General features: G+C 35.7%; 17 protein-coding genes. 11 read left to right on the top strand and 6 right to left on the bottom strand.

Annotated features, from left to right (window positions below; genetic code table 11):
• Nucleotides 1-2: 2 nt before the first annotated feature.
• From hisD to hisIE, 7 genes are read left to right on the top strand one after another with little or no spacing between them, the layout of a single operon-like run.
• The gene (gene hisD / locus EV203_RS04335) at nt 3-1295 is read left to right on the top strand and encodes a histidinol dehydrogenase (RefSeq protein ID WP_009610407.1); all 1293 of its coding nucleotides are present in this window, start codon (nt 3-5) and stop codon (nt 1293-1295) included.
• Entirely contained in the window at nt 1288-2343 is a 1056-nt protein-coding gene (gene hisC / locus EV203_RS04330) for a histidinol-phosphate transaminase (protein WP_009610408.1), read from the top strand. Before hisD ends, hisC begins: the two co-directional genes overlap by 8 nt.
• Complete coding sequence (gene hisB / locus EV203_RS04325) at nt 2340-2924, top strand: imidazoleglycerol-phosphate dehydratase HisB (RefSeq protein WP_009610409.1); 585 nt, start codon at nt 2340-2342, stop codon at nt 2922-2924. The genes hisC and hisB overlap by 4 nt, the downstream gene beginning before the upstream one ends.
• An 18-nt stretch (nt 2925-2942) precedes the next feature.
• Nucleotides 2943-3554: an imidazole glycerol phosphate synthase subunit HisH gene (hisH, locus tag EV203_RS04320; RefSeq protein ID WP_009610410.1), complete on the top strand. Its 612-nt coding sequence runs from the start codon at nt 2943-2945 to the stop codon at nt 3552-3554.
• A complete protein-coding gene (gene hisA, locus EV203_RS04315) occupies nt 3545-4267 on the top strand; it encodes a 1-(5-phosphoribosyl)-5-[(5-phosphoribosylamino)methylideneamino]imidazole-4-carboxamide isomerase (protein WP_132039320.1) in 723 nt (240 codons plus the stop codon). The genes hisH and hisA overlap by 10 nt, the downstream gene beginning before the upstream one ends.
• Nucleotides 4268-5029 carry an imidazole glycerol phosphate synthase subunit HisF gene (hisF, locus tag EV203_RS04310; protein ID WP_132039318.1) on the top strand — a complete coding sequence of 254 codons (762 nt, stop codon included), beginning with the start codon at nt 4268-4270 and terminating at the stop codon, nt 5027-5029. It begins immediately after the preceding gene.
• Nucleotides 5030-5046: 17 nt separating this feature from the next.
• A complete protein-coding gene (gene hisIE, locus EV203_RS04305; protein ID WP_011026233.1) occupies nt 5047-5664 on the top strand; it encodes a bifunctional phosphoribosyl-AMP cyclohydrolase/phosphoribosyl-ATP diphosphatase HisIE in 618 nt (205 codons plus the stop codon).
• 197 nt (nt 5665-5861) lie between these two features.
• Here hisIE and EV203_RS04300 read toward each other — a convergent pair whose 3' ends face one another.
• The 3 genes from EV203_RS04300 to EV203_RS04290 all read right to left on the bottom strand — a co-directional run bounded on the left by EV203_RS04300 (nt 5862) and on the right by EV203_RS04290 (nt 10542).
• Entirely contained in the window at nt 5862-7805 is a 1944-nt protein-coding gene (locus EV203_RS04300; protein WP_132039317.1) for an oxidoreductase, read from the bottom strand.
• A gap of 289 nt (nt 7806-8094) precedes the next feature.
• Nucleotides 8095-9336, bottom strand: coding sequence for a serine hydroxymethyltransferase (locus EV203_RS04295; RefSeq protein WP_009610753.1), 1242 nt, complete (start codon nt 9334-9336; stop codon nt 8095-8097).
• Nucleotides 9337-9609: 273 nt separating this feature from the next.
• Nucleotides 9610-10542 (bottom strand): dipeptidase, encoded by a 933-nt coding sequence (locus EV203_RS04290; RefSeq protein ID WP_009610763.1) that lies wholly within the window; start codon nt 10540-10542, stop codon nt 9610-9612.
• Between the two features lie 152 nt (nt 10543-10694).
• On the opposite strand from EV203_RS04290, the gene EV203_RS04285 reads away from it, so the two are divergent.
• Nucleotides 10695-12104 carry a PIG-L deacetylase family protein gene (locus EV203_RS04285; RefSeq protein ID WP_132039315.1) on the top strand — a complete coding sequence of 470 codons (1410 nt, stop codon included), beginning with the start codon at nt 10695-10697 and terminating at the stop codon, nt 12102-12104.
• Between the two features lie 140 nt (nt 12105-12244).
• Here EV203_RS04285 and EV203_RS04280 read toward each other — a convergent pair whose 3' ends face one another.
• The 3 genes from EV203_RS04280 to EV203_RS04270 are packed head-to-tail and all read right to left on the bottom strand — an operon-like array spanning nt 12245 to nt 14338.
• Nucleotides 12245-13420: a tyrosine-type recombinase/integrase gene (locus EV203_RS04280; protein WP_011026230.1), complete on the bottom strand. Its 1176-nt coding sequence runs from the start codon at nt 13418-13420 to the stop codon at nt 12245-12247.
• A 26-nt stretch (nt 13421-13446) separates the two neighbouring features.
• Nucleotides 13447-13902 carry an ImmA/IrrE family metallo-endopeptidase gene (locus EV203_RS04275; protein ID WP_132039313.1) on the bottom strand — a complete coding sequence of 152 codons (456 nt, stop codon included), beginning with the start codon at nt 13900-13902 and terminating at the stop codon, nt 13447-13449.
• A gap of 13 nt (nt 13903-13915) precedes the next feature.
• Nucleotides 13916-14338: a helix-turn-helix domain-containing protein gene (locus tag EV203_RS04270; protein ID WP_132039311.1), complete on the bottom strand. Its 423-nt coding sequence runs from the start codon at nt 14336-14338 to the stop codon at nt 13916-13918.
• Nucleotides 14339-14517: 179 nt separating this feature from the next.
• On the opposite strand from EV203_RS04270, the gene EV203_RS04265 reads away from it, so the two are divergent.
• From EV203_RS04265 to EV203_RS04255, 3 genes are all read left to right on the top strand, one after another.
• A complete protein-coding gene (locus tag EV203_RS04265; RefSeq protein WP_132039309.1) occupies nt 14518-14742 on the top strand; it encodes a helix-turn-helix domain-containing protein in 225 nt (74 codons plus the stop codon).
• Nucleotides 14743-14790: 48 nt separating this feature from the next.
• Nucleotides 14791-15063, top strand: coding sequence for an excisionase family DNA-binding protein (locus EV203_RS04260; protein ID WP_132039308.1), 273 nt, complete (start codon nt 14791-14793; stop codon nt 15061-15063).
• Between the two features lie 71 nt (nt 15064-15134).
• Nucleotides 15135-15420 (top strand): helix-turn-helix domain-containing protein (locus EV203_RS04255; RefSeq protein WP_165911582.1); only part of this gene is annotated, 286 nt, incomplete at its 3' end.

The raw sequence follows: 15420 nt of genomic DNA, 5'->3' as shown, positions 1-15420 counted from the left end.
AGATGATAGAAATGTTTGATTTTACTAAGGAAGTCGATATAGGGATTTTTAATAAAATACAGAATAGAAGTAAATTGGAGAATAAAGAGATTGCAAAAAGGGTTGAAGACATAATAGAAAATGTGAGAGAGAGGAAGGATAAAGCGTTATTTGAATACACCTATATGTATGATGGAATAAATCTCAATAGCGAGACAGTGAAGGTAAAAGAGGAAGAAATAAAAAGAGCTTATGAGGAAGTGAAAGAGGATTTTTTAAAAGCGTTAGATAAGGCCATAAAAAATATTACGGAGTTTCATGAGAAGCAAAAGGAAAAGACATGGATGGATTTTAAAGAAGGAATAGTTTACGGGCAAGTATTAAGGCCTCTTTCCTCTGTAGGCATTTATGTTCCTGGAGGAACTGCCTCATATCCTTCTTCAGTTTTGATGAATGGTATTCCTGCAAAGGTGGCAGGCGTTGAAAGAATAGTAATGGTATCTCCTGCTGGAAAAAAGGGGATAAGCCCTTATGTGCTTGTGGCGGCAGATAAAATTGGAATAAAAGAAATATATAAAATTGGCGGAGCACAGGCTGTTGCAGCACTGGCTTTTGGCACAGAATCAATACCTAAGGTGGACAAAATAGTTGGTCCAGGAAATATTTATGTAGCAATGGCAAAAAGAGCCCTATATGGCTATGTAGACATAGACATGGTGGCAGGACCTAGTGAAATTTTGGTAATTGCAGATGAGTCAGCAAGTCCAAAATATGTAGCAGCAGACCTTCTTTCACAGGCAGAACACGATGTAATGGCTTCTTCAATATTAGTGACAACCTCAAAAGAGTTAGCGGAAAAAGTAAAAAAAGAAATTGAAAGACAAATGGAATATCTTGAGCGAAAAGAAATAATTGCAGAGTCTTTAAAAAATTTTGGCGCGATAATTGTTATAGATAATTTAAAAGAAGCAATTGGTATTGCAAATGAAATAGCTCCAGAGCATTTAGAGCTTGTCATTGAAAATCCTTTTGAAATTTTAGGCGAAATTAAAAATGCAGGAGCAGTATTTTTAGGAGAATTTTCTCCAGAACCTTTGGGAGACTACCTTGCAGGTCCAAATCATGTTCTTCCTACAAGTGGTACAGCGAGATTTTTCTCTCCTCTTTCAGTTAGGGATTTTGTCAAAAAGATGAATGTACTTTATTACTCTAAGGAAGCTTTGAGCAGTGTAAAAGATGATGTCATAACCTTGGCAGAAGCTGAAGAGCTTACAGCCCATGCCAATTCTGTAAAAGTGAGGTTTTACAATGATTGAGAATTTGTTGAGGGAAGAAATTAAAGGATTTAAAAATTATGAAGTGGAAAATGTGCCTTATAAATATAAGATGGATGCAAACGAGACCCCTTTTGAACTTCCTGAAGAGGTAATGAAAAATATAGGGGATATTGTAAAGTCTATCCATGTAAATATATATCCAGACCCTACGGCAGAAAAATTGAGAGAAGAGTTAGCGAGATATTGCAGTGTCACTCCTAAAAATATTTTTGTAGGAAATGGTTCTGATGAAATAATACACCTTATAATGCTTGCCTTTGTAGATAAAGGGGATACAGTTTTGTACCCTCACCCATCTTTTGCAATGTACAGCATATACAGTAAAATTGCAGGAGCGAATGAAATAGCTGTGAATTTAAATGAGGACTATACTTATAATGTTGAAAGATTTGCAGAAGCAGTTGAAAGATATAAGCCTAAATTGGTGTTTTTGTGCAATCCAAACAATCCCACTGGAAGCGTAATAGATGAAGAGGATATAATCAGAATAATTGAAAAAGCAAGAGGGATTGTAATAGTTGATGAAGCTTATTTTGAATTTTATGGAAAAACTCTTGTGCCATATATAGATAGATTTGAAAATTTGATTGTGCTGCGAACATTGTCAAAAGCTTTTGGGATTGCAGGATTAAGAGTGGGATATGCTCTCTCAAATGGAGAAATAGTGAAATATTTAAATCTTGTAAAATCTCCTTATAATCTCAACTCTTTATCACAGAGAATAGCATTAGAAGTTTTAAAAAGTGGTGTTTTAAAGGAGAGGGTAAATTACATTATAAACGAAAGAGAAAAGCTGGTAAAGGAGTTAAATAAAATTAATGGGATAAAAGTGTATCCTTCTCATGCAAATTTTGTTCTTTGTAAATTTGAAAATGCCAATGATGTGCACAAAAGACTTGTTGAAAGGGGAATTTTGGTGAGAAATTTTTCTAATGTGAAGGGGTTGGAAGGGACTTTAAGGATAACTGTGAGTTCTTCTGATGCCAATGATTATTTAATAAACGCTTTAAGGGAGATATTGTCATGAGGAAAGCGGAAGTTAAAAGAAAAACGGCAGAGACTGACATATATGTCGAACTTAATATAGATGGCAAAGGCTCATATGATATAAAGACGGGAATAGGCTTTTTTGACCACATGCTTTCTCTTTTTGCAAAGCACGGCCTTTTTGATTTAAAAGTAATAGCAAAAGGAGATCTGGAAGTAGACACTCATCACACTGTAGAGGATGTAGGAATAGTCTTAGGTACTGCCTTTTTAAAAGCTTCAGGGGATAAAAAGTCAATAAAAAGATTTAGTACTTTTTATGTGCCTATGGATGAAGCTTTAGTTAGAGTTTCTCTTGATATAAGTGGAAGGCCTTATCTTTATTATGATTTGCCTTTGAAAGCTGAAAGAGTTGGGAATTTTGAAACAGAGACTGTGGAGGAGTTTTTTAGGGCTTTTGCTTATAATTTTGGTATAACACTCCACGTAGAACTTTTACATGGTGTAAACACTCATCACATTATAGAAGCATCTTTTAAAGCTTTGGGTAAAGCGTTGGATGAGGCACTTAAATTGGATGAGAGAATAGATGGCATACCTTCTACTAAAGGGATTTTGTAAACATAAAGGGGTGGAATTTTGATAGGCATTATAGATTATGGAATGGGAAATTTGAGAAGCGTTGAAAAAGCTTTAAAATACGTGGGATACGATGCGAAGATTACAAGTGATGCAAAAGAAATAAAAAATTTTGAGGCCTTGATACTTCCCGGAGTTGGAGCCTTTCCAGATGCCATCAGGGTTTTAATCAAAACAGGTATGGCTGAAGAGATAAAAATACACATTGAAAAGGGAAAGCCTTTTTTGGGAATATGCTTGGGAATGCAGCTTTTATTTGAGAAAAGTTTTGAGGGAGGCAAGACAGAGGGGCTTAAAATATTTAAAGGCAATGTTGTAGGACTTCCTAAAGGAAATAAAATCCCCCATGTAGGGTGGAACAGTTTGACCATAAAAAAAGACACACCATTTCTTAAAGGAATAAAAAATGGAGATTATGTGTATTTTGTCCATTCTTATTATGTAAATGGCAATGAAAAAGATTTTGAATACGCAGTTACTGAATATGGGATAGAAATTCCAGCTGTCATTATTAAAGACAATGTTTTTTCCTGTCAGTTTCATCCAGAAAAAAGCGGAGAGACAGGGCTTAAAATTTTAAAAAATTTTGGAGAGATGATAAAATGCTTGTAATACCTGCAATTGACATATTGGATGGGAAATGTGTAAGACTCACAAAAGGGAATTTTGATTCAAAAGAAGTATATTATGACAATCCTGCAGATGTGGCTAAGATGTGGCAAGAGTGTGGTGCAAAGAGAATTCATGTAGTGGATCTGGATGGGGCAAGGCAGGGATATCTGGTAAATGCAGGGGTTATTGAAAAGATTGTGAACTGCTGCAATGTAGAAATAGAGGTAGGGGGAGGAGTAAGAAATAGAGAGGCTTTAGATTATCTTTTTTCAATTGGAGTATCGTACATTATTTTAGGTTCTGCTGCAATATATGATAAAGACCTTCTTCTTTATTCTGTCTCACATTATGGAGAAAAGACTATAGTGGGAATTGATTCAAAAAAAAGAGAAGTTGCTGTAAGTGGATGGCTTGAAAGGACTAAAATAAAGGATACTGAGTTGGCTGAGAAGATAAAAGAGATAGGGATAAAGACAATAATTTTTACTGATATTTCAAAAGATGGCACACTTCATGGGCCAAATTTTGAAGCTTTAAAGGATATGCTAAAGGTAGGAGTAGAAATAATAGCTTCAGGAGGCATATCTTCAATTGAAGATTTAAAAAGGCTTAAAGATATGGGAGTTACTGGTGCTATTATTGGGAAGGCCTTGTACACTGGTATGATAGACTTAAAAGCTGCATTGCTGGAATTAGAAAGAGAGGGAATTTAAATGCTTGCAAAGAGAATAATACCATGTCTGGATGTTAAAGATGGAAGAGTAGTAAAAGGAATAAATTTTGTAAATTTAAAGGATGCTGGAGACCCTGTTGAAATAGCTGAAAGGTACAATGAATTAGGAGCCGATGAGCTTGTATTTCTGGATATTACAGCTTCCTATGAAAAAAGAAAAATTATGATAGATGTTGTAAAGAGAACATCAGAAAAGGTGTTTATCCCTTTGACTGTAGGGGGAGGAATTTCTGATATTGATGACATAAGAGAAGTTTTAAAAGCAGGAGCTGATAAGGTTTCTATAAATACACAGGCGGTAAAACAGCCAACACTTATTCGTCAGGCGGCTTTGAGGTTTGGGAGCCAGTGTGTTGTTGTGGCAATTGACGCTAAAAAGAGACCAGATGGCACAGGCTACAATGTGTATATAAATGGAGGGAGAATAAACACAGGACTTGATGCTGTTGAGTGGGCTAAAAAGGTGAAAGATTTGGGTGCAGGAGAAATACTTTTAACAAGTATGGATAAAGACGGGACAAAGGATGGATATGATATTGAACTTACAAGGCTTATAAGTGAAGCTGTGAATATTCCAGTTATAGCATCAGGAGGAGCAGGGAAACCCGAGCATTTTAAAGAGGTGTTTACACAAGGAAAAGCTGATGCAGCTTTGGCTGCTTCTGTATTTCACTATGGAGAGCTTGATATAAAAGAGTTGAAAAGATATTTAAAGGATGAGGGTATACCGGTAAGATTGTAGGAGAAAGGATGTAGAGGATGATTGACATAAAAGAGCTTAAGTTTGACGAAAAGGGTCTTATACCGGCAATTGTGCAAGATTATTACACAAAGCAGGTTTTAATGCTTGCATATATGAATGAGGAGAGTTTGAAGCTTACATTAGAAAAAGGAGAGACATATTTTTTTAGTAGAAGCAGAGGCAAGATATGGCACAAGGGGGAAACCTCAGGGAATACGCAGAAGGTAAAAAAGATATTTTATGACTGCGATGAAGATGCTCTTTTAATTCAAGTAGAAGCAAAAGGCCCTGCCTGTCATACAGGCAATATAAGCTGTTTTTATAGAAGTTTCGATGAAGAAACTGAAGATGGCATAGAGATTCTAAATAAGCTTTATGAAAGGATAAAAGGCAGAAAAATAAACCCTGTAGAAGGATCCTATACAAACTATCTCTTTGAAAAAGGCATAGACAAAATATTAAAAAAAGTTGGAGAGGAAGCTACAGAAGTGGTTATCGCTTCGAAAAATGATTCAAAAGATGAGATAGTGTATGAAGTATCTGACCTAATTTATCATTTGATGGTGCTTTTGGTTGAGAAAAATATTACATTAAATGACATATACAATGAACTTGAAAGGCGATATAAAAAATAATCAGACAAAAGGAACCGTCCCTTTTGTCTGTCACCATGTACGGAGTGGAGAGTAACTATTTGAAAAAGGTCTACGCGTTTATTGGCAATGAAGAAGTGGTTATTATAATGAGCTATAAGCACAATTAAATTTGGAGTAATAATAAAAGGGGTATCCATCTATATTTTGGGATACCCCTTTTTTGTAAAGACTTAAAATTACAAGCTGTAAGCATAACGGAAACCTTCATGAATAGCGTCCATAAACTTTCTAGCTTTGACGCAATCCCCAATAGCATAAACAGGTATACCTTCTTTTTCAATTAACTTCAATAAATCGTTCTTGGGTTTAGACCCAACTGCTATTACGATAGTGTCTATACCACTTAATTCTTGGTTTCCATTTACTGTTTCTATAGTTACTTTATCTCCTGATATTTCTTTAACTTTGCTCTTTGTCAATACTTTAATCTTCTTCTCAGCCATACGATTTAGTAATAGAGCTCTTACCAAACTTCCAACATCTATTGCTATATCATCCAACATCTCTATTACTGTTACTTCTTTACTTTGATCAGCCAAGAATTCTGCAGTTTCACAACCTACTAACCCACCACCAATGACAGCTACTTTTTTACCAACAGTAACTGTCCCTTTTAAAACATCATGGGCCGTAACAACATTTTTTTGATTGATTCCAGGAATTTCAGGAATTATTGGTTCAGACCCTGTTGCTAATATAACCACATCGGGTTTAATTTCATGAATTGTGTTTAAATCTGCTTCTTTGCCTTTTACAATCGTAATACCAGATTTTTCTACTTGATTGATGAGGTAATCAGCCAGATCATTTATTTCCCCTTTATGAGGCGGTACAGCAGCAATTCGCATTTGTCCACCTAATTCTGGTTGCTTTTCATAAAGAATTACTTCATGGCCACGCAAAGCTGCTACTCTAGCTGCTTCTAACCCGCCAGGGCCACCACCGATTATAAATACTTTCTTTCTTGTCTTTGCTAGGCTTTCCATGTCAAATTCTGTTTCATGTCCAGTTAATGCATTGGCTATGCAACCAATATCAATATCTTGGAACAGACGATCAATACAACCCTGATTACACCCAATGCATTTTCTTATTTCTTCAATCTTGCCCTCAGAAACTTTCCTGGGCAATTCTGGGTCTGCTAGTAGGGCTCTTCCCATTGATACTAGATCAGCTTTGCCCTCACGGATGATTTGCTCTGCCATAATAGGATCTTTGATTCGACCAACAACAATTACAGGTACTTTGCTATTAATTGCTTTCTTTATAGCAGCTGCGTTTTCTACAAAACAACCCTGAGGTATAGCTGCAGGCTGGATAATCATTGCTGAAGATTCATATACTCCACCCGAAATATGCAAAGCATCGATTCCTTCTTCTACTAACTTTTGAGCAAATATCTTAGTATCTTCAATCGTAAGTCCTCCAGGAACATACTCTTCAGCACTCATGCGATATATAATAGGAAAATCTGGCCCAACTTCTTCTCTTACTCTCCTGACAACTTCCAATGGGAATCTCATTCTGTTTTCAAAACTTCCACCGTATTCATCGGTTCGCTTATTGCTATATGGTGATAAGAATTGATTAATTAAATAACCGTGAGCACCATGGATTTCGACAGCATCAAACCCTGCTTCTTTAGCACGTCTCGCAGCTTGTCCAAATGCTTCTATTAACTCTTTTATTTCGTCTACTGATAATTCTTTGGGCTTTTCTTGCTTAACTGGGCAAGGAATAGGTGACGGAGCAACTACTTGCATTCCAGTAACTTTCAAAGTTGTTTGCCTACCGGCATGATAAAGTTGCACAGCAATTTTCGCTCCATACTTATGAACTGCCTCTGTTAATTCTTTCAAACCAGATATTAATTCATCTTTGTAAATACCAAGTTGGTTTTGAAAGCCTTTACCACCTGGATGAATGTATGTTGCTTCAACAATAATTAAGCCTACTCCACCTTTTGCTCTGGTTTGGTGATAAGCTTTAAAACGTTCGGTGACGGCACCATCCTCAGCAGCGTAATTTGTAACCATAGGAGGCATAATAATCCTATTTCTTAGTTTCATTGACCCAATTTGAATTGGTTCTAGAAGCTTTTCAAACTTGAATTCACTCATCTTAAATCCTCCTCATATTGTTAATTTATTAACAGTTATCAAGTAATATGCTAACTTTATTTTTTCATTATGTCAAGAGCAATTATGCATATTGAGGGTGTAAAATTTTTATAGAATGTCTCTATTAAAAGCTTTAGTGAGTGGTTGGTTTATTTTGAAACACAAAAAGCAAAGAGCCTCACACTGATTCTTACCAAGAAGGAGGCTCTTTTAACCGGACAAGGGGACGGTTTCTTTGTCCGATTTTTTTGTGAGAAACCGGACGGAAGAACCGTCCCCTTGTCTGGGGTTATAAGAGGTCTGGGTAGAGAGGGTATTTTTCAAGTAGTTTTGCTACCCTTTCTTTCGCTTTTTCTTTGTAATTTTCATCTTTTATCATATTAGCTATTATATCTGCTATTTCTACCATGTCTTCCGGTTTCATTCCTCTGGTGGTAACTGCAGGTGTACCTAATCTTACGCCAGAGGTTACATTTGGTCCTAATGGATCAAAAGGTATAGCGTTTTTATTGCAAGTTATGTTTACTTCATCTAATCTAGTTTCCAATTCCTTTCCTGTTATTCCTGTGTTTCGCAAATCTAATAGCATTAAGTGGTTGTCAGTACCGCCGGATACCAAATTTATTCCTCTTTCCATTAATGCATTTGCTAAAGCTTTTGCGTTTTCTACAATCCTTTTTTGATATTCTTTAAACTCATCTGAAAGGGCTTCTTTAAAACATACAGCTTTTGCTGCTATAATATGCATTAAGGGTCCACCTTGTGTTCCAGGGAAAAGGGCTTTGTCGATGGCTTTTGCGTGTTCTTGTTTACAGAGTATAGCTCCTCCTCTAGGTCCTCTTAAAGTCTTATGAGTAGTAGTTGTCACTACGTCTGCATAAGGAACAGGATTTGGGTGTAAACCTGCTGCGACAAGCCCGGCAATGTGAGCCATGTCTACCATCAGATATGCTCCTACCTTGTCTGCAATTTCTCTAAATTTCTTAAAGTCAATTATTCTTGGATAAGCACTAGCGCCAGCTACAATTAGTTTTGGTTTATGCTTTTTTGCTAGGTCTTCTACTTGGTCATAGTCTATGTATCCTGTATCTTCTCTTACGCCATAGGATACAAAGTTATATATTTGCCCAGAAAAATTGACTTTGCTTCCATGGGTTAAATGTCCGCCGTGAGCTAAATCCATTCCTAGTACAGTATCTCCAGGTTTTAGAAGTGCAAAATAAGCTGCCATATTTGCCTGAGCTCCCGAGTGAGGCTGCACATTTGCGTGTTCCGCTCCGAAAAGCTTTTTAAGCCTTTCCCTTGCAAGTTCCTCTGCCATATCTACATATTCACAGCCACCGTAATAACGCCTTCCGGGATACCCTTCTGCGTATTTATTTGTGAGAGGGGTACCCATTGCTTCCATTACGGCCCTGCTCACAAAGTTTTCAGAGGCTATAAGCTCTATTTTGTTTCTCTGTCTGTTGAGTTCTTTTAATATGACTTCTGCGATTTCTGGGTCTGTTTTTCTTATTATTTCAATATCCATTGTTTTACCCCCTCATTTTTGTGTTTCTACCTCTATTATACAACAATTTATTTTTTACACAAAGTTAATAAAAATTTAACACTCTTTTAATTTAAAATCAGTGAAAACTGGGTATAATATATCTAGACGAGCTCCCTAAAACCCCCTATCCCTCTTAAAATATTTTGATAAGGTCTTGCTTTTTTTAAAAAACCTATGTATAATGTATACTTGGTTAAACCAATGACTCCCCCTTTAACATATAAAGCCCCGGTGATCGGGGCACTTTTTGTTTTATAAAATCTTTTTTATGAGGTTTTCAAAATTTTTGTGAGTGATTTTATCAATTTGTTCCTGTGTATATCCTCTTTTTATAAGCCCTTCTACAATTTTCGGGAATTTTGATATATCTTCTAACCCCTCTGGTGTGGAACTTATGCCATCAAAGTCAGATCCAAATCCTACGTAGTCTTCTCCAACTAAGTCCACCATGTAATCTATGTGATTTAATACATCTTCTATCGTTGCTCTTTTGTCATCTTTTAAAAATTGAGGAGCGAAATTTATACCAATTACTCCTCCCTTTTGAGCGATTGCTTTTATCTGCTCATCTGTCAGATTTCTCCTGTGGGAGCACAAAGCTTTAGCGTTTGAATGGGAAGCTATTACTGGTTTTTCGCTTATTTCTATAACATCCCAAAAGCCTTTTTCATTGAGATGGGATACGTCTACTATCATACCAAGCCGGTTCATTTCTTTTACTACTTGCTTTCCAAAAGATGTGAGCCCAGCATCAGGAACTCCCTCGACTCCATCCCCTAAGTCATTTCTTAAACTCCAGGTCAAAGTGATAGCTCTTACTCCCAATTTGTAAAATATTCTTAGTAAAGCGATTTCTCCTTCTAAGGCTTCTCCCCCTTCAATTGAGAGCAAAGCTCCAATTTTTCCTTCGCTTTTTATTCTGTCAATATCCTCTCCTCTTAGTACCAATTCAATTTCGCTGCTTTTATCTATTATTTCATGCATTTTATCAATTAGTTTTAAAGCCATTGTAGCTGCATTCTTTCTCATAAATTTAGGGTCTACAAACACTGCAAAAACTTGAAGATGCACTTTTCCCTCCTTCATTCTGGGGAAATCTACATGCCTCTCTTCTGTCCTTTCAAAGAAATCAGTTCCTTTATCTACCAGCCTGTACAGGGTATCGCAGTGAAAATCTACAAACATTTTTATCCCCTCCTCAAATTCTTCTCAATATGATTGTATCACACTGAGAAAGATTTTCAGAATTTGAGTTCATTAATTAAAAATTAATTATCCTGTAATAATTTGTTCATAAATCTATGGTAAAATAATAAGCAAGAATGGAGGCAAAGAGTATGATTACAAGGCGAACTATATATTTTTCTTTATTTACTGCTTTGCTTATCGGAGTTTCCTATATAATGAACTGGGGAATGGCTATTGCAAATTTCACAGAAAAAGCTACCGTGCCTACTTTTGACGACCCAGGGCAGAGAATACTTATTATAGTTCCTCATCCGGACGATGAAACTCTGGGTATGGCAGGTGTTATCCAAAGAGCGGTTGAATTAAAAAGGCCTGTAAAAGTGGTGGTTGTCACAAGTGGTGAAAGCTATAAAAAAGCTGCAATGGTTTTTTGCGGAAAAAAGAATCCTACTCCTAGAGATTTTTACAAACTGGGATTGGCTCGCCAGCAGGAAAGCATTGCTGCAATGAGAATTCTCGGGCTTCCCAGAAAAGATTTAATTTTTTTGGGATTTGCGGATGGAAGCACGAGGTTTTTGTGGAGCCAATATTGGGATAATAACAGGCCCCGCGTAAGTGGCGGTACTCGTGTGGCCTATGCTCCTTACGATACGGTTTATAAGCCAAGAGCTCCTTATACCGGTCAGACATTGGTAGATGAGCTTACCGAGATAATAAAAGATTTTAAGCCTACTGATATATACTACCCTCTTGCGGATGACATTCATCCTGACCACTGGGCAGTGAGCAATTTTGTAAGATATACAATTACTGTTATGAATTTAAATGTCAGAGAACACATGTTTTTAGTTCACCACCCTCAATGGCCTGTTCCTTGGATGGCAGAAAAAAATAGGCCTATGTTGCCTCCAGTAGACATGAAAAACAGCAACACAGAATGGCAGGCTTTTGAGCTTACTCCTAAAGAAGTGAATATGAAACAGGCTGCAATAAAACAGTATAGAACCCAGACAGAAGTTATGGAGCCATTTTTGATGGGATTTGTCAGAAAGACTGAGTTGTTTGCTACCAAGCCTGTGATAAGTATACCAGTTGTGTCTTCAAAGCCTGATTTGAGAGATGCTGATCTGCCTCATACCCTTCTTAAAGTGTATACGGGGGGTATGTTAAACGAAGAAATTTACAGGAGTGCTGCTTTGACTAAACTTGCAGCTTTTTACCATGACAACAAGCTGTACGTTGGTTTAGAATCGGCAAAGCCAATTTCTAAAAAAGTGATATACCATATTGAAATGAGGCTGTTTTACAAGGACCCAGGTGACATAAAGAGGATAGATTTAGGGGTAGTAAATGGGGAACTGTACGAGTACAAGAGAGCAGAGAATTCCCTGACAAACGTGATAGCGTCAAAACCTTTTATAGAGAGAAATAGAATATGGATTGAAGTGAACATTCCTCATGTTGACAATTTGAGGTATATATTTATGGGAGCAGATTCTATTTACAGGAATCGCCTTATAGATAAGATACCTTGGAATATGTATGTCATTTCCAAGTAATTTATAATTCCCTATATTGCCCCGTAACTCGCATAAATACTGCTTTTTTGTACTTTAACGTACTAAAACATTCTATAACTTTCTAAAACTTTTGTGGGAAAAGTGTGGGAATAAAACAAAGCCTTTAAAAAGCTGTTTTTCTAAATAAAAAGGTCATTTAGTGTTTCTACTGCGTTAGTTTTTTGTTTAGGTATTACATGAGTATAAATATTTGCTGTGATAGAGATGTTGGAGTGCCCTAATAATTCTGATACTGTTTTGAGTGGTACGCCCCTTTCAAATAGTTTTGTTGCATACGTGTGTCGTATGGCATGAAATTTTCTATAAGGTACTCCTGCTCTATTTAAAATTTTTTTATATGTCTTTAAAAGGTTACTTGCATCTATAGTATTGCCCAATTCTGTTGTAAACACATATCCTTTTTCAACATCATTGAGGTAGACTGAGCCTGCCTTTAATTTTTCTTCCCTTTGCCTATTTCTGTGCTCCTTTAGCATTGGTATAAGTGATGATGGAATTGGAACTGTCCTTATGCTGTTTTTTGTTTTTGGTATTTGTTCAATAGTTTTATATTTTCTATTTCCTTTTTCATCAATAATAGTAACTTGTTTAATCATACGCTGAACCCTTAATTCCTTTTTTTCAAAGTCAATATCTGTCCATTTCAATCCCAACAATTCTCCCTGCCTTAGACCTGTTCCAAAAGCCAGCAAAAACAGTGCCTTCAGACGATGCCCTTTTAATGCTTCTTTAATTTTCTTTATTTCCTCATCAGAAAAAGTTTCAATTTCTGTTTCAATTTTTTCTTCTGGAGTACCGGGTATAACTATTTTCTTCCCTGTGCATGGATTTTTAGCTAAATATCCTTCATCTACTGCATAATTAAAAAACGTCTTCAAAAAATTGTTCAAAGCTTTTATTGTTTTACTGCTTTTCCCTTGCTGATATAGCTTGTTGTAATACCTCTGTATTTGTATCGACTTTATGATACTGATTTTCATTCCATATAGTTCACTATTTTTTATGTAATTTCTATAATGTCCTTCATATTTCACAAACGTAGCAGGCTTTCTTGACATTCTCACTACTTCAAAAAGCCATGTATGCATTAAATCTCCCAAAGTAACATCTTGAAAATCAACATTCAATCCGTTTCTTATTCCGTTTAAATATTCTTCTTTCTTTGCTTCAGCTTCCTTTTTTGTTTTTCCATAAAATTCTTTACGTATTAGCTTTCCATTTTCATCTCTCCCAATAGTAACTGTTACACGGTAATACTCTTTTCCGTTTTTAACATAATTCGTCTTCTTAGCCATAACATCTCCTCCTGCGTAAAATTTTTTTATAAAAACTTTAAAAGTTTATATTTTACAAGTCCTTCACTAACACCCAGAACAGCAGCAATGTGGGATACTGAAAGATACTTTAACTCTTCTATATCACTATCATCAATCAATAATTCCGCAGCAAATATATTTGCTTCTTCTTCATACGTTCCAACTGGGAAAAGTGTATACTCTCTGATGAAAGAAATAGGCTTAGCAGAATGAAGCACGGCATGTCCCAGCTCATGTGCCAGGACGATTTTCTTTTCGTTTTCATCCAGCTCATCATTAACAATAATAAATTTATTCCGCAGGGTTTTTATAAAATAACCTTTTGTATATAGAGAATAGCTTTTGTATACTACATGAATTCCTAAATACTCCGCAAGTTTTTTAGGGTCTCTTGTTTCATGTTCTCGTACAAGGTGCTTCACTTTTTTATAAATTTTTTTAATACACCTATTCTCATACATGTGAAGCACCTCTCTAATCAGCTTTTTTCTTTTTCCTTCCATATTTTTGTTTGTTTATTTCTTTGGCCTTCCAGAAAAGTTCGGATATGTCTTTAAAAAGTTTTTCTTTATCTTCATCTGCAACTTTATCATCCATAAAAAAAGCATTAACATGCTTTACGAAGTCCTCATATTGTGCTAAATCTCGTTTAGTAACTTCATGCTTTTGAGAATAACTTTCGGGTATATGAATATTAGGAATATCTGTTTTGCCAAGAAGATAATCAATAGATACATTTAAAACATCCGCTATTGCTTTAAGCATTTCAGGATCTGGTTTCCTTATACCTTTTTCATATCTATTAACAGTTGCGTCTGTTATATTTAACATTTCCGCTAATTGTTTTTGTGTCAAACCTTTTGCTAACCTTGCTTTCCTAATTCTCTCTCCTAACAACTTTTTATCCCCCTTTTTGTTTTTACCATTTTGGTAATATAATTATACCGCAACGGAAATTTTTTTTAAAGTGAAACTACCAAATCGGAAAATTAAGTATTGACATTTCCAATTCGGTAGTTTATAATATATTTAGGCTACCAGTACGGTAACAAACTACCAATTTGGAGGGTTTACTTATGCAAGTAAATTTAGAAAAAATCAGAGCTTTACGCAAAGCAAAAAGAATGTCACAAAAAGAACTTGCACAAAAAATAGGATATAAAAGCGGAACAGGTTACCATTACATAGAAAGTGGGAAAAGAAATATAAAAGCGGAAACTTTAGCAGAAATAGCAAAAATCTTGGAAGTGCCTATAGAAGAATTATACAACGATAAAGCAAATAAACCGGAAATTGCATAAAGAAAATAGAATATTCAAAATTTACTACCTAAAAGGGGGTATCACAATATGCCTTCAAAGGTAGCAGTAGAAGAGAATATCCTTGAACAGCTACAAGAAACCATAAAAGAAGCAGTTAAGGAAGCCATGAATCCTAAATTAACACTAACAATAGAGGAAGCAGCAAGATACACCGGAATCGGCAGAGATAAATTGCTAGAACTGGCCCACAACCCAGAATCGGGCTTCCCAGCCTTTCGGGTTGGTACAAAGTTTTTAATAAACCGAGAACTGCTCAAAGAATGGCTAAAAAGGGTTGCAGAAGAAAGAAAAGTCCTATAACAAAGCTTTTTGCAAAAGGGCACATAGCCTTATATAGTCTTTTTGTACCCAAAAACAGGAGACAAAAAAGGTTGAAAACACCAGTATTTCCCAAGAAACTAGTATATTTTAAGGGGGAAAACAAGGTGAGTTACCCAGCAATTTTTATAAAAGAAATACAGAAACTACATAGAGAGGGAATGACACAGAAAGAAATTGCCAAAATACTCAACTGCAGCCTTTTTACAGTAAAAAAAGCCATTAAAGAAGATCCGGAATATGAAAAAATAAAACAAAGAAAAAAAGAAAAAAGTTTAGAAAACCATAAATTAGCAAAATTTAAATTCAAAAAAATAGAAAAAGAAAAACAGGAAGAGG

It is taken from the genome of Caldanaerobacter subterraneus (assembly GCF_004345675.1).
GTDB classification, from domain to species: Bacteria; Bacillota; Thermoanaerobacteria; order Thermoanaerobacterales; family Thermoanaerobacteraceae; genus Thermoanaerobacter; species Thermoanaerobacter subterraneus.
Note: the sequence above shows the minus strand (reverse complement) of the source record. Positions and strands in the feature narration are given on the sequence as shown.

What these genes read in the sequence shown, in the direction of transcription:
- hisD (WP_009610407.1), top strand. Translation starts at nt 3, where the DNA reads ATGATAGAAATGTTTGATTTTACTAAGGAAGTCGATATAGGGATTTTT.
- hisC (WP_009610408.1), top strand. Translation starts at nt 1,288, where the DNA reads ATGATTGAGAATTTGTTGAGGGAAGAAATTAAAGGATTTAAAAATTAT.
- hisB (WP_009610409.1), top strand. Translation starts at nt 2,340, where the DNA reads ATGAGGAAAGCGGAAGTTAAAAGAAAAACGGCAGAGACTGACATATAT.
- hisA (WP_132039320.1), top strand. Translation starts at nt 3,545, where the DNA reads ATGCTTGTAATACCTGCAATTGACATATTGGATGGGAAATGTGTAAGA.
- hisF (WP_132039318.1), top strand. Translation starts at nt 4,268, where the DNA reads ATGCTTGCAAAGAGAATAATACCATGTCTGGATGTTAAAGATGGAAGA.
- hisIE (WP_011026233.1), top strand. Translation starts at nt 5,047, where the DNA reads ATGATTGACATAAAAGAGCTTAAGTTTGACGAAAAGGGTCTTATACCG.
- EV203_RS04300 (WP_132039317.1), bottom strand. Translation starts at nt 7,805, where the DNA reads ATGAGTGAATTCAAGTTTGAAAAGCTTCTAGAACCAATTCAAATTGGG.
- EV203_RS04295 (WP_009610753.1), bottom strand. Translation starts at nt 9,336, where the DNA reads ATGGATATTGAAATAATAAGAAAAACAGACCCAGAAATCGCAGAAGTC.
- EV203_RS04290 (WP_009610763.1), bottom strand. Translation starts at nt 10,542, where the DNA reads ATGTTTGTAGATTTTCACTGCGATACCCTGTACAGGCTGGTAGATAAA.
- EV203_RS04285 (WP_132039315.1), top strand. Translation starts at nt 10,695, where the DNA reads ATGATTACAAGGCGAACTATATATTTTTCTTTATTTACTGCTTTGCTT.
- EV203_RS04280 (WP_011026230.1), bottom strand. Translation starts at nt 13,420, where the DNA reads ATGGCTAAGAAGACGAATTATGTTAAAAACGGAAAAGAGTATTACCGT.
- EV203_RS04275 (WP_132039313.1), bottom strand. Translation starts at nt 13,902, where the DNA reads ATGTATGAGAATAGGTGTATTAAAAAAATTTATAAAAAAGTGAAGCAC.
- EV203_RS04265 (WP_132039309.1), top strand. Translation starts at nt 14,518, where the DNA reads ATGCAAGTAAATTTAGAAAAAATCAGAGCTTTACGCAAAGCAAAAAGA.
- EV203_RS04260 (WP_132039308.1), top strand. Translation starts at nt 14,791, where the DNA reads ATGCCTTCAAAGGTAGCAGTAGAAGAGAATATCCTTGAACAGCTACAA.